We start from the raw sequence: 14,222 nt of genomic DNA on the forward strand, positions 1-14,222 counted from the left end.
CTACCTCGATTTTTTCGGATAAGCAGGGGTTGGCTTTTTTAGCAGTTCACGCAGAATTTCGATCTCTAGCTCCTTTTCGCCGAGGATCCTGACCGCCTTCTCGTATTTCTGCTCCACGTCCAGGAGGCGCTTCAATTCCTCCACCTGCTCCTGGGGATACGGATGCTCTTGTTCCCCATGGGCTTCGCGGTAATCTCTCACCCACTGATTCACCGTCGATGGGGTCACCCCATACTTTCGGGCAACCACCGCTGCCTTAATGCCAGACAACACCTCTTGCGCGGCTTTCTCTCTTGTTCCTGTTAAGTGTCCCATACCGTTCATCCTCCTCCTGTTTCTAGTCTACATTTTTGTGGGGGAGGACTCCAACTTCTTTAGGGGGCTGTGGAGAATGTAATCGGAAAACCGATTACATTTTGCACGTGCAGAGTATGTCGGCCAAATGTAGTCGGAAAACCGATTACAATGTGCAGGCGCAGGGTGTGTGGGACAAATGTAGTCGGAAAATCGATTAGGAATGTACAGGCGTGGGGTGAGTGGAGTGGATGTAGTCGAAAAACCGAACATAGCCAGTAACTAGTCAGTAAGGCAGCCGTTCTGGCCCCCTGCACTATACTTTTCCTTTAATTTGACCAGCAAATCTTTAATTTGGCTTCTATTAGAGCAGGGAAGAGCTGCTATATAGTAGGGTTGGATGAACAATAAATAGGAGGAAACTGGGATTTATTGTGAATTGGTTAGTGGCGAGTAGTTAGTGTGATCATTTCGTTGATCAAGTAGCCAGTTATTATGAATGCGTTCTCATCAATCTGAAGAATGAGGAGAGTGAACAATGGTAGCTACATCCCGGACACACAGAATTCGTAAGCTGACTTCAGCGGTATTAGGTGCAGCGCTGCTGGTGACCCTGCTGCCGCAGACAGCCATGGCCGGAGACACCTGGCCGTTCAAAGGGGAAAGCGCACACGGTGCGAATCAGCCCAGCGTACACGGCTATACCAGCCAGCACATAGCGGACTGGAGTCCGCAGAGAGATCAGGACGCGGCGCTGCTGCGCTCCAGGGTACCCTTGCAGCAGCGGATTGCACCTTTCCAGCAGACCCAGGCCAATCCGGCGCTGAATCCGGCGGTGCAGATGATGAATGTTGCGGGCGATTATGGCAATGCTTTTATCGAGAATGCCCCGTACACCAACAAGTTCGCCCAGTACCACTTCAACTTCTGGCAGTACATTGACTATTATTCCTACTGGCATGGAACAGCAACAGCGTATACACCGCCGGAATATTACGACGATCTGGCCCAGTCCGACTGGCAGCAGAAATGGTTCGAGTTCGGTATGCTGAACATTCCGAATCCGGCGTATACCGATGCCGCGCATAAGAATGGGGTTATGTCACTGGCCGGGGTGTTCTTCTCGAACAATGACCGCGGGCAGCAGACTTATAAACAGATGATTGTGAAGGATGCAGCCGGCAAGTTCCCGGTGGCTGAGAAAATGATTGAAATGGCCGAATACTTCGGGTATGACGGGTATTTCCTGAATCAGGAGGAGCAGAATCCGAATGTGGCGACGGCGGATCTTCCTGATTATATTGCTTTTATGAAAGCGCTCCAGGATGGCGGGCTGTATGTGCAGTGGTATGATTCGCTGAATACCGCAACAGGAGCCAATGTCTTCGCCAGAACCTTCAATAACAACAATATCTCCATGCTCTATGATAAAACGGCCCATAAGCCGGTCTCGAATTCATTCTTCTTCGATTATGGGATGGGCAGCTCGCAGATTACCTCAGCTGCGAATTACTTGAATACCTTCAATGCAGCTCAGGGGACGAGCTACAATCTCTTTGAGACCGGCTTCGCAGGGCTGGAAGCCGGGCGCGACCGCTTCAAGAGCGTGCAGGGCTCAGCGCTGAGCAGCAAGCTGTCCGGGGGAATTCCACGGACCAGCCTGGCGACACTGGGCGCGGACTTTGTCCATGCCGGTCTGGATGAGGACATGAATAAGTCCTGGCCTGTCTCTAACCGCACGGATAACAACTACCAATGGATGACTAATCTGCGTGAGCAGCTATGGTGGTCAGGACCGCAGGTGAATCCGAAGAATACAGCCGTGTCTTCCAATAATACGGTAGCCGATGTGTATGCCGATAACCGCTATTGGCCGGGGATCGCTTCGGTTATTGCCGAGCGCTCGGTGGTGAAGGATTCTAACTTCTATACAAGCTTCAATACCGGCCACGGCCTCTCCTATTACAAGGATGGAGCGGTATCCAGCGCAGCGGAGTGGTCGAACATGAGCCTGCAGGATGTTCCGGTCACCTGGCAATGGTGGCAGGATACTACCGGTAACCGCCTGAAGGTGGACTTCGATTATGGTCCGGGTTATGACCAGACCGCCAATTCGCGCATGAACTACCAGCAGCTTGGCGGTTATAGCGGCGGCAGCTCGCTGGCAGTGAGCGGGAATCTGAACAGCGAGAACTTCCTGCGTCTCTACAAGAGCGATCTTGCCATGAAGGCGGGCTCCAAGCTGTCCATCGTCTACAATAAGCCGTCTGCCGATGATGGCTCTGTCTTGAGTGCAGGTCTCATCTTCCGCGACAACCCGAATCAAGTTGTGAAGATTCCTGTTGCGAATAGCGGAAAGCATACCACGGGCTGGACCACAGCCGAGCTTAATCTTGGCGCTTATGACGGACGGGAGATCGCGGCCTTCGGCCTGGTCTTCACCCCTGGAGCCACTACAGCAGCCAATTACCAGATGAACATTGGCCAGCTGCGGATTCATGACGGCTCAGCGGTAAGACCATCGGCTCCTGCCGGTCTCTCTATTGCACAGGCGCTGCCGGGCACGGATGAGATGATCGTGAAGTGGAGCATGGACACCGATTATTCCAAGGTGAAGCAATACAATATCTACGTGAATGATATCTATGCGGGCGGGAAGTATGATGAGACCTTCTATATCAAGAAGCTTCCGGCCAAATCCGGCGTGCTGAAGGTGGCGGCGGTCGGTGCAGACGGGCTGGAGGGCGATGCGGCGACACTGTCCTTCGACCTGAATGCTGCGGTATCCAAGGTGACTGCCGAATCCGCTGCGAATGGAGACTTCCTGGTGAAGTGGACGAATCCCGCCGGTGCTCAGGGCAGCACCAAGGTTACGGTGAAGTCGGTGAACTGGACGACCACGCCGCAGCCGGTATCGAAGGAATTGACCGTGCCGCAGGGGGCGGCCTCAGCGCTGTTCCAGAATATGCCCGTTAACGGAGATGAGTATACGGTTACCGTTCAAGCCGGAAATACCGATAAAATAACCTATAACGGAACGTTCACCGACAAGGTGTCCGAGCCTTATGCAGAGAACTGGTCCTGGAACGGCAATACGTTGAACCTGCCGATGCCAAGCACCCGGGACTGGCGGTATATGTACATTAAGGAAGACGGCCAGAACCGGTCGTTCCCGGTCACCTATCTGTCCGGTGCTGCGGGCATGAAGCCGATGATTATCCGCGGCCGCACGACTAAGGCTGCGCTGAGCTTCACCTCTACCGCAGCAGTAGTTACAGTGGTCATGGAGGATTACAGCGGCAACAAGTCGCAGCCTGTATACCTTAAGGGCCAACCAACGCCGTAAGGCCGCGGGTAGGGAATAAGTACCGCCCATTCTGCACAACATACACAAAGCGCTCACCCTCTGGCAAAATTAGCAGGGGGGAGCGCTTCTTGTGTATCCCGGCTAGCCGCGCCTGCAAGTCTATCAAGTATGTTAGGAGGTGAATGATGCGAAGCCTTTCGCTGTACCGCAAGTATTTTAAAGACAATATGTTCCTGCGCTTCACGCTGATCGTGTCCTGTATCTTCATAGCCACCATTATCGCCTTCTCCTTTCTGGTGCTGCTGCTAATCTCGGATTCGGCAGTACAGCGCCAGATGGATATCCAGCGCAAGAGCATGGAGAGCGTCAGCAATTATGTGGAGAACAAATATCAATCTGTTCAGGATATGCTCCGTGATGTCTACAGGGACGCGAGTCTGGCCAGTAATACGACCTTCCTGCTGGAGAATCCGTTAAGCGATTATATCGAGCACCGGCTGGACCGCTTTCTGCTGGGGGAACAGTCCACCTCGAACGCCATCCAGTATTTCCAGAACAAGATTGACGATGATCCCGATATCCGCGCCCTGATCCTGTACAGCGCCAACCAGCAGGTGATGTATTATTACGACAACCGCAGGCAGTTCGAGCGGATCTCGACCAATGCGGCGCATTCTTTTGTCCCCGATTCGATGGTGCTGGGTGAGGAGAGTGTCGTCTCTGTTCCGAATATCTGGGTGCTGAAAAGCATCGGTATGCAGACAGCCCCTCTGTACTCGGTGAAGCTGCCGGTCAACAATAAGTCCTCGCTGCTCAATATCGGCCAGCTTCTGGTCTATTTCGACTCGGATGCAATCTGGCAGGCCATGAATAATTATAAGGAGGATTTCAAGGGTGACATCCTTGTGCTCTCGGCCCAGAATGAAGTGATCTTCGATTCATCTGGTAAGGGATACGGCCGGAAGCTGCCGAAGCTGCAAGGAATGAACGCCGGTGAGGAGGTCACCGTGGATGGGATGGTCGTCACCAGCCAGACGCAGAGTCAGGCGGGATATACGGTGGTCAGCCTGATCTCGAAGAAGGAGCTGGCCGAGACCTATAGCAATGCGCGGAGCACCATTGTGTCCATCGCACTCGTCTGTATTCTGTTTGCCGTGCTGCTGCCGGCGATGTTCATTTCTAATTTTGCCAAACGGACCCACCGCATTATCCGCTTCACCCGCAAAGTCAAGAACGGGGATCTGAATACCCGGATTGTGGACAGTAAGGAAGATGAATTAGGCCAGATTGCCAAGAGCTTCAACAGCATGCTGGATGAACTGAACCAATATATCGACCAGGTCTATAAGGCGGAAATCAAACAGAAGCATACGGAGATCGCTACGCTGGAGGCCAGGGTGAATCCCCATTTTCTGTATAATACATTAGAGGTTATCCGGATGCGGGCGATTTCGAGCGGGGCGAAGGATGTGGGGGAAATGATCTACAGCCTGTCCATGCTGTTCAAGTCGTATGTCCGTCCGAAGCTGAAATATACATTCAAGGATGAGCTGGAGGCCTGCCGCCTGTATCTGGAGCTATTCCGTATCCGGTACAAGGACAGGTTCTCCTATACGATCGAATGCAGTTCCGAGCTGGAAGAGCTTCCTGTACTCAAAATGTCGCTGCAGCCGGTCATCGAGAACTATGTTCTGCACGGCATGCGGACAGGGCAGACTGATAATGTGATCCGTATTGTGATCACAGCGGAGCCGGTGCATATCCGGGTCACGGTTACGGATAACGGCAAGGGGATTGCTGAGGAGCGGCTGGCCCGGCTCCGCGAGGTGCTGGAGGATCACGGCGAATTATCCGGGTCCGAGTCGTTTGGGCTGCGCAGCATTCATGAACGGCTGAGACTGATGTACGGCAAGCCTTACGGGGTAGAGCTGGATAGTGAGGAAGGCGCGGGAACAGAGGTTACGATTACTTTTCCATACCCGCTGAAGGAGGAGAACGCAGATGTATAAGGTGTTTATTGTGGATGATGAGCCGTTCATTCTTAGCGGCCTGCAGGATATACTCAACTGGGAGCAGCTTGACCTGACGATTGTGGGGCAGGCGGAGAACGGGCAGGAGGCGCTGGAGCAGCTGCGGGAGAATCCCGCCGATATTCTGATTACCGACATCTCCATGCCGGTGATGACGGGCCTGGAGCTGATCCGCGCCGTCCGTGAATTCCGCCCGGACATGAAGGTGGTGGTGCTGAGCGGCTTCGATGAATTCATGTATGTGAAGGAAGGCCTGTCGCTCGGCATAGAGAATTATCTGCTGAAGCCGATTAATCTGGAGGAATTCCAGCAGACACTGGAGACGATTGTAGAGAAGCTGAATGTCTCCAGGCTGGATATGCAGTGGTGGGAATATACGAATTCCGTGCTGAAGGATAATGTGCTGCTGCGCTGGCTGCGGGGGCAGATTGATCCGCAGGAGCGCTCCGAACGGCTGAATCTGATCGGTCTGCCGCTCACCAGCCGTTATGTGCAGGTTGCCCTGCTGCAGGTAGAACCGGCAACGGATGCCTTCAGGAAAAGGGTATCCGATCTCACCGGGGCCGGGGCTTCGTTCTTCATGTTCTGGGATTCGGACAATGACCTGGTGCTGATACATAACTATGAAGAAGCCTCCGCCGGGGCGGCGGAGATGGCCTCCATGCTGGAGGAGATTACCGGCCTGTGCACCGGCGGAGAGAAGCTGCGCGCAGCAGTGGGCTCGCCTGTGTTCGGAGTGGACGCCGCTCCCGCAAGCTACGAGCAGGCCAAGCAGGCTCAGGAGTTCCTGGAGATTCACCCGGAGCGCAGCAGCATCTATTATGAGCAGCTGCGGGACCGGAAGGAGGATCTGGGGTCGGTTCTGCCTGAGGACTGGAGCGATTACGCCAAGCTCATTATGTCCAAGAATGCGGAGGGGCTGGAGGAGCAGCTGGAGCTGTATTTTGCCGCCCCAAGTATGGAAGGATTAACGCCTGCGATGCTGGAGGAGATCTCGCTGGAATGGATTCTGTTCTTCCGGGTGCTGATCAAGGATATCCGCAGTGAGACGGAGCGGGAGTGTATTACTGAGGGCTTGACGGCGATCCGCAGAGCGAATTCGCTGCCCGCATTGTCCGCTGCGCTCCGGCAGACTTCGGCAGGCATCATCGGGCTGCTGGACCGGGAGCTGAAGAGCCCGGTGGTGAATCAGGTACTGAATTATATCGAGAAATCGTACAGTGAGGACCTGTCGCTGAAGAAGCTGGGCTTCATGTTCAACATCCATCCGGTGTATCTGGGACAGTTGTTCCACAAGACGACCGGCGAATCGTTTGCCGAGTATATGAACCGCTACCGGATTGATAAGGCCAAGGAGCTGCTCCGCTCAACGAACCTGAAGGTTCAGGAGATTGCCAGGAATGTAGGCTACTGGGAAATGGGCTATTTCTACAAGCAATTCAAGAAATATGTCGGCATCTCGCCTACGGAATTCAAGGGGCTGCTGTGAGGCAGCCCCAGAGTTAAATCGCTGCATACATTAGCCATGTAATTGTTGGAGAATATAGTTTGAACAATAACTCTCTTTTTCTGAGATGCTTTTTAACAGCCCTAATATATTTTTTGTATTATCAGGCGTATTAGCAATGTAGTTTTTTAGAATAATATTTACGGCATTTTTGGAATTTTTAACATTACAGGCATAGCTGGTCAACAGCTCTTCAGGCAGGCGATGGATGTACCCGTGACTTTGCAGGAACTCAATGCTGCATTGCTTAAGTAAATGATATTCTTGGATGACATACATATTTCGCACTGCAGAAGATTGCTCTATTTTGTGCTTTTTGTTAAGAAATACATCTTCCAGAAAGGAGTAGATAGAATTTCCGTATGCAGCTACATTATGTTCAAGGCCGAATGTGGAATATTGGTCCTGAGACAAGTTCACGTTATGTTCAAATGAATGATAAATTTTGTCTAAATTAAGATCAAAAATTTGCTCGTTATCCAATTCTAATATGTAGGTGAACCCCGCCCAGCCGTCCGTATACAGGTTATTCACAAGCCCCTCATAAATGGAAGCATACGGAACAGGGTTAGTACAATAAATCATCCTATCGTCAAACCCGCAGACCTCAAATTCTTCCTTAAGGTCATCATATCCGTAAATGAATGTCTCGTGTATAAAATGTCTTTTTTGGTAGCTTGATCTGTTGTTTACATAAAATTCATCCATGAATAAATAAATATATTTCCCGGTGTCAATGTAATGCTTGAAGGTCTGGAATAAATCTGAAAGGACAAAATCTGTATTTTTAATTCTCTCTACGTTCAGTAACGGGCAGGACTCAGGGTGATCAATTATATTTCCGGTATCAAATACAATGTCCAAGCTTGAATCATGCTCAAAAACTTTGAGATTTGTAAAATTAGTGTAAATCCAGTCATAGAAGCTGGGGTGAAAGGATGCCACGCTTAACGGAAAAGCATTATACAAATGTCCCCGAATCATTGGTTTTTGAATAGGCAGTTTTTTTGCGTTCAATGTCCAATTCTCCACCTTCCCTTAAGCCTTTGTCCTAATAGTATACAGCATATATTTGGAAAAAGGCAGACCCGTTAGTCGTTGAAAGCAGCGAATTAGTATAGTTTTTCTTTATTTCATACCTGAATATATATAGTTTCTCTTCTATTTGAAACTGCTTTCATCTTATAAAGTTAATGTATAGCTCAAGGAAAGCAGCAGCCGGAAAGATCCGGTAGGTCTGAAGGTCCGGACAGCTAATTAAAAGGGGGTACGGCAAATGAGTAAGAAAAAGAAACACTTCTCCTTGTTGTTGACAACGCTTTTAACCGTTTCACTGGCGCTGACGGCGTGCGGGGGAAACAGTAAGAACAATGCAGGCGGGGAAGCAGCTTCAGGCGGCAACAAAGCCTCGGAGGCTACCGAAAAGCCAGTAGAACTGATCTGGTACACGATCGGGCCACCGCAGAAAGATATGGACAAGGTGCTCACAGAAGTCAATAAATACACGCTTGAGAAAATTAACGCAACACTCGATATCAAAATGATCGACTTCGGGGACTATACGCAAAAAATGCAGGTTATGGCAGCTTCCGGTGAGCCGATGGATATCCTGTTCACCTCTTCCTGGGCATTTGATTATGTGCAGAATGCACGTAAGGGCGCTTTCCTGCAGCTCGATGATCTGCTGAAGAATCAGGGCAAGGGCATTGTGGATACGATTGATCCGGCCTTCCTGGAAGGCTCCAAGGTAGACGGCCACAACTATGCGATTCCTGCGAACAAAGAGCTTCCGGCTCAAGAAGTATTCCGCTTCAATAAAGAGCTGCTCGACAAATACAAGCTGGATATAACCAGCGTGAAGACAATGGCGGATCTGGAGCCGCTGCTCAAAACGATCAAGGAAAACGAGCCTGGAATCACTCCTTATGCGATGGTTAAGGACTTCATGCCGATCATGCCTTTTGACTATGTGATTGAGAAGATGCCAATGGCTGTCTATATGGATACCAAGGACTACAAAGTGATCAACATTCTGGAAACTCCAGAGATCAAGGAAGCGCTTAAGACCGTCCGCAAATTCTATCAGGCGGGTTACATCTCTCCTGAAGTAGCAAGTACCTCGTCGGTAGATGATTTGTACAAAGCAGGCAAATGGTTCACTGACCGTGCATCCACCCAGCCGATGGCCGATAATCTGTGGTCCGCAAGCTACGGATATCCGGTCGTGTCCACACCAGCCAGTCAGCCTTATATCTACAACTGGTCCGTAATGGGCTCCATGCAGGCTATCTCGGCTAACTCCGCGTATCCTGAGAAAGCGATGGAATTCCTGAACCTGCTTAACACTGATCCTAAGCTGCGCAACATGATTGACTCCGGGATCGAAGGTGTGCATTACGAAAAAATCAGTGAGAATATGATGAAGAATCTGCCGGAAGCGAAGAACTATGATATGTCTACGTTCTCCCTGGGCAACATCATGATTACCTATCTGAATGAAGGCGACCCTGAGAACAAATGGGAAGAATTCAAGAAGTTCAATGATGCCGGTATCAACGCACCGCTGCTCGGCTTCAACTTCGATACGTCCAAGGTGACGAATGAAATCGCCGCTGTTCAGAACGTGAAGGAAGAATTCTGGGCACCGCTGATGACCGGATCTGTAGATTCGGAAGAATACCTGACCAAGGCTAACGAGAAATTGAAGGCTGCCGGTTTGGATAAAATTATTGCCGAAGCTCAAACACAGATCGACGCCTGGAAAGCAGCGAATAATAAGTAGCATTCTATTAGAGGATCGGGCGGGTGATTAGACTTGGCCCGATCTTTTTTGTAAATATAAGAATTTTCCGGCATAGGAGGAACTAGAAGTATGGGGAAAATAGGAAAGTCCGCCAAGGATATATTGAGAAATAAAGTGCTGCTGTTTATGGTTCTGCCGGGCACACTGTGGTTTTTATTCTTCTCTTACCTGCCGATGGTGGGTACGGTCATTGCGTTTAAGCAGTACCGCTTCAGCCGGGATGGCTTCTGGGCCAGCATCATCAATAGCAAGTGGGTCGGCTGGGATAATTTCAAATTTCTGTTCAGCACCAATGATGCCTATCTGATCACACGCAATACTCTTTTATATAACATAGCCTTCATCGGCCTGGGCCTGATTCTGTCGGTGCTGCTGGCGGTGGTGCTGTCCGAGATTGCCAATAAAAAACTGGCCAAGTTCTATCAGACAGGCATGTTCCTGCCGTATTTTCTGTCCTGGGTCGTTGTGGGATACTTCGCGTTCAGCTTCCTGAGCTCGGAGCGGGGCCTGCTTAACTCCCTGTTCGGCAGCAATATCGCCTGGTACTCGGAATCGAAATACTGGCCGTTCATTATTATATTCGTATTCCTCTGGAAGGCCGTCGGCTATAACAGCGTGGTCTATCTCGCCGCCATTATGGGCATAGACAAATCCCTCTACGAAGCCGCAATGATCGACGGAGCCAGCAAGCTCCAGCAGATCCGCAGTATTACGCTGCCTATGCTGAAGCCGATCATTATCATCATGACGCTGCTTGCGATCGGGAAGATTTTCTATGCCGACTTCGGGCTGTTCTATCAGGTGCCGAGAGATTCGGGGACGCTCTACAGCGTGACTAATGTAATCGATACGTATGTATACCGTGGACTTAAGACTACCGGCGAGATCGGAATGAGTACGGCTGCGGGCTTGTATCAATCAGTGGTCGGGTTCGTGCTGGTTCTTACCTCTAATTACATCGTGCGCAAATTCGATAAGGACAGTGCATTATTCTAGGGAAAATGAAGGAAAGTGAGGTCATCCAAATGTCTGCTAATTCTGTGAAATCGCGCGATTTCCATCGGCTGTCGCCGGTGCTGAATACCATCTTCAACTGTATCGCCGGAGGCTTTGCCATCCTGTGTATCTTCCCGTTCCTGTTCGTTGTCCTCATCTCGTTCACGGACGAAGGGGCGCTTGCGCGGGACGGCTACCGGTTAATTCCGGCTAAATGGAGTCTGGAAGCCTACAAATATGTATTTAGCTCAGGAGACACGTTGCTCCGTTCTTACGGAGTGACTATTGCGGTAACGGTCATTGGTACGATTGTCAGCCTGCTTATTATTTCGCTTTATGCCTATGCCATTTCACGTAAAAGCTTCAAATACCGCAATTTCTTCGCGTTTTTTTCCTTTTTCACCATGCTGTTTAACGGCGGGCTGGTTCCGACCTATATTGTGGTAACACAGATGCTGGGCCTGAAGGACAGCATTTGGGCGCTGGTGCTGCCGCTGGCGGTGAATGCTTTTTACATTATGATTCTGCGTACCTTCTATATTACCAGTGTGCCGGATGCGCTGATCGAATCGGCCAAAATCGACGGCGCCGGAGAGTTCCGCACCTTCCTCGGAATCGTGCTGCCGCTGTCCTTGCCGGGTCTCGCTACAATTGGTCTGTTCAGCACGCTGGGGTACTGGAATGACTGGTTCAACGCGCTGCTCTATATTGACAATCCGAACCTGGTGCCGCTGCAGTCGATGCTGATGCGGATCGAGACCAGCATGCAGTTCATTCTGCAGAACTCGCAGAACAGCTCGCTGAGTCTGGAGGCTCTTCGCAACATGCCGCAGGATACCTCGCGTATGGCGATGGTGGTGCTGGCAACCGGGCCAATTATCTTCGCATATCCGTTCTTCCAGCGTTACTTCATTCAAGGGCTTACCGTGGGTGCGGTTAAGGAGTAGAGATATATAGATTAAGATCACAGGAGAGGGTGGAGCCAGGATGTTATATAGAGACCGTACACAGCCCGTCAAAGAGCGGACGAAGCATCTGCTTGGGCTGATGACGCCGGAAGAGAAGGTCGGCCAGCTGGTGCAGCTGTTCGGATGGCAGACCTATAATCATACAGATGGAACGATAGAATTGACGGAAGACTTCAAACGCCAGATCCGCGAAGGCGGTGTCGGCGCACTATACGGAACTCTGCGGGCCGATCCTTGGACAGGGGTTACGCTGGAGAGCGGACTGGATGCGCGGGCTGGAGCAGAGGCCGTCAATGCAATTCAGCGTTATGTGCTGGAGCATTCGAGGCTGGGTATTCCGCTCCTGATCGGTGAGGAATGCTCGCATGGACACATGGCCATCGGGGCTACGGTATTCCCGGTTCCGCTCTTGATCGGCAGCACCTGGAATGTGGACCTCTACCGGGAGATGTCCCGGGCAGTAGCGCGTGAGACCCGGGCGCAGGGCGGAGCCGTGACGTATTCCCCTGTGCTGGATGTGGTGCGTGATCCGCGCTGGGGCCGGACCGAGGAATGCTTCGGCGAAGACCCGTATCTCATCGGCGAATATGCCGTAGCATCGGTGGAAGGATTACAGGGCGAACGGCTTGACAGCGCGTCCAGTGTGGGAGCAACCCTCAAGCACTTCGTAGCCTATGGCAGCTCAGAGGGCGGCCGCAATGCCGGTCCGGCGCATATCGGCAAGCGTGAGCTGCTGGAAATCGATATGTACCCGTTCCGCAAAGCAGTGGAAGCCGGAGCAGTCTCCATCATGCCGGCCTACAACGAGATTGACGGCGTGCCTTGTACGACGAACCGGGAGCTGCTGGAAGAGATTCTGCGCGGCGAATGGGGCTTTGGCGGCATGGTCATTACCGACTGCGGTGCCATCGATATGCTGGCTTCGGGCCATGATACAGCGGACGGAGGAGAGGATGCAGCAGTGCAGGCACTCTCCGCCGGAATTGATATGGAGATGTCCGGCGTGATGTTCGGCGGATATCTGCTGGAGGCGCTGCGCTCCGGGCGGCTCGATGAGCAGCTGGTGGATCAGGCGGCAGCGCGTGTTCTGGAGCTGAAGTTCCGGCTGGGCTTATTCGAACAGCCGTATGCCGATCCCGAGGTGGCCGAGCAGGTGATCGGCAGCGAGGAACATGCAGAGCTGGCGCGCAGCGTGGCGGCAGAGGGAATTGTAATGCTGAAGAATAACGGAGTGCTTCCTTTGTCTAAGGACAAGGGGACGGTTGCGGTTATCGGGCCGAATGCAGATATTGGCTACAATCAGCTTGGCGATTACACCTCTCCGCAGCCGCGTGACCGCGTGGTTACAGTGTTGGCCGGAATACGGGCCAAGCTTGCCGCGCAGCCGGAGCGCGTAGGTTATGCGCCGGGCTGCCGGATCAAGGACAGCTCCACCGAGGGCTTCGGGCTTGCGCGCAAGGTGGCAAGCGAAGCGGATATCGTTGTACTGGCCCTCGGCGGGTCGAGCGCCCGTGACTTCGGCGAAGGCAGCATCGATCTGCGGACCGGAGCCTCGAAGGTGACGGAGAATGCGCTTAGCGATATGGACTGTGGCGAAGGCATCGACCGCATGTCGCTTCATCTGTCCGGCGTTCAGCTGGAGCTGATGAAGGAGCTTAAGGCGCTCGGCAAGCCGGTGGTCGTTGTGTATATCAACGGCCGTCCCATTGCTGAGCCTTGGATTGCTGAGCAGGCGGACGCTATTCTGGAAGCCTGGTATCCGGGGCAGGAAGGCGGCCACGCCATTGCCGACATTCTGTTCGGCGATGTCAACCCGTCCGGCAGGCTGACTCTCTCTCTCCCTGAGGATGTAGGACAATTGCCAGTGTATTACTTAGGCAAACGTTCCCGGGGAGCACGCTATCTGGAAGGGAATTCGCAGCCGCGTTATCCGTTCGGCTTCGGACTCAGCTACACCGAATTCAGCTATAGCGGACTACAGGTCGAGCCTGCGGTGATCGGGACTGACGCAACGGCTGAGGTTACAGTGGAAGTGGAGAATACAGGCTCCCGCAGCGGTGCGGAGGTCGTGCAGCTATACATTTCCGATCTGGTCAGTAAGGTGACTAGACCGGCCAAGGAACTCAAGGGCTTCCGCAAGCTCGTACTGGAGCCGGGAGAGAAGCAGAAGGTAAGCTTCACGCTGAATGCAGAGCATCTGAGCTATATCGGGACGGACTATAAGCTGGTGGTTGAGCCGGGAAGCTTCCGCATCGGCGTCGGCAGGAATGTGAACGACACACTGAATATAGATCTTACGGTTACGGAGGACTAAAGA

General features: G+C 52.1%; 9 protein-coding genes. 7 read left to right on the forward strand and 2 right to left on the reverse strand.

Annotation, left to right across the window (positions count from 1 at the left end; translation table 11 throughout):
• A complete protein-coding gene (locus NSU18_RS29570) occupies positions 1 to 315 on the reverse strand; it encodes a helix-turn-helix domain-containing protein (protein WP_341147862.1) in 315 nt (104 codons plus the stop codon).
• A 517-nt stretch (positions 316 to 832) separates the two neighbouring features.
• Between NSU18_RS29570 and NSU18_RS29575 the strand changes: the two genes are divergently transcribed.
• From NSU18_RS29575 to NSU18_RS29585, 3 genes are all read left to right on the forward strand, one after another.
• Positions 833 to 3,640, forward strand: a complete 2,808-nt coding sequence (locus NSU18_RS29575) for an endo-beta-N-acetylglucosaminidase (protein WP_341150751.1) — start codon at positions 833 to 835, stop codon at positions 3,638 to 3,640.
• A 146-nt stretch (positions 3,641 to 3,786) separates the two neighbouring features.
• Positions 3,787 to 5,610 carry a sensor histidine kinase gene (locus tag NSU18_RS29580; RefSeq protein WP_341150752.1) on the forward strand — a complete coding sequence of 608 codons (1,824 nt, stop codon included), beginning with the start codon at positions 3,787 to 3,789 and terminating at the stop codon, positions 5,608 to 5,610.
• Entirely contained in the window at positions 5,603 to 7,120 is a 1,518-nt protein-coding gene (locus tag NSU18_RS29585) for a response regulator transcription factor (protein WP_341150753.1), read from the forward strand. The genes NSU18_RS29580 and NSU18_RS29585 overlap by 8 nt, the downstream gene beginning before the upstream one ends.
• Positions 7,121 to 7,150: 30 nt before the next feature.
• On the opposite strand, the gene NSU18_RS29590 is transcribed toward NSU18_RS29585, so the two are convergent.
• Positions 7,151 to 8,155: a hypothetical protein gene (locus NSU18_RS29590; RefSeq protein ID WP_341150754.1), complete on the reverse strand. Its 1,005-nt coding sequence runs from the start codon at positions 8,153 to 8,155 to the stop codon at positions 7,151 to 7,153.
• 259 nt (positions 8,156 to 8,414) lie between these two features.
• On the opposite strand from NSU18_RS29590, the gene NSU18_RS29595 reads away from it, so the two are divergent.
• The 4 genes from NSU18_RS29595 (at position 8,415) to NSU18_RS29610 (ending at position 14,219) form a co-directional block, all read left to right on the forward strand.
• Positions 8,415 to 9,920, forward strand: coding sequence for an ABC transporter substrate-binding protein (locus tag NSU18_RS29595; RefSeq protein ID WP_341017862.1), 1,506 nt, complete (start codon positions 8,415 to 8,417; stop codon positions 9,918 to 9,920).
• A gap of 90 nt (positions 9,921 to 10,010) precedes the next feature.
• Positions 10,011 to 10,937 carry an ABC transporter permease gene (locus tag NSU18_RS29600; RefSeq protein WP_340752561.1) on the forward strand — a complete coding sequence of 309 codons (927 nt, stop codon included), beginning with the start codon at positions 10,011 to 10,013 and terminating at the stop codon, positions 10,935 to 10,937.
• A gap of 29 nt (positions 10,938 to 10,966) precedes the next feature.
• Positions 10,967 to 11,884, forward strand: a complete 918-nt coding sequence (locus NSU18_RS29605; protein WP_340993735.1) for a carbohydrate ABC transporter permease — start codon at positions 10,967 to 10,969, stop codon at positions 11,882 to 11,884.
• Positions 11,885 to 11,924: 40 nt separating this feature from the next.
• On the forward strand, positions 11,925 to 14,219 hold the full coding sequence (locus NSU18_RS29610) for a glycoside hydrolase family 3 N-terminal domain-containing protein (RefSeq protein WP_341150755.1): 2,295 nt from the start codon (positions 11,925 to 11,927) through the stop codon (positions 14,217 to 14,219).
• The last annotated feature ends 3 nt before the right edge of the window (positions 14,220 to 14,222 follow it).

It is taken from the genome of Paenibacillus sp. FSL H8-0048, from assembly GCF_038002825.1.
Lineage (GTDB): Bacteria > Bacillota > Bacilli > Paenibacillales > Paenibacillaceae > Paenibacillus_AQ.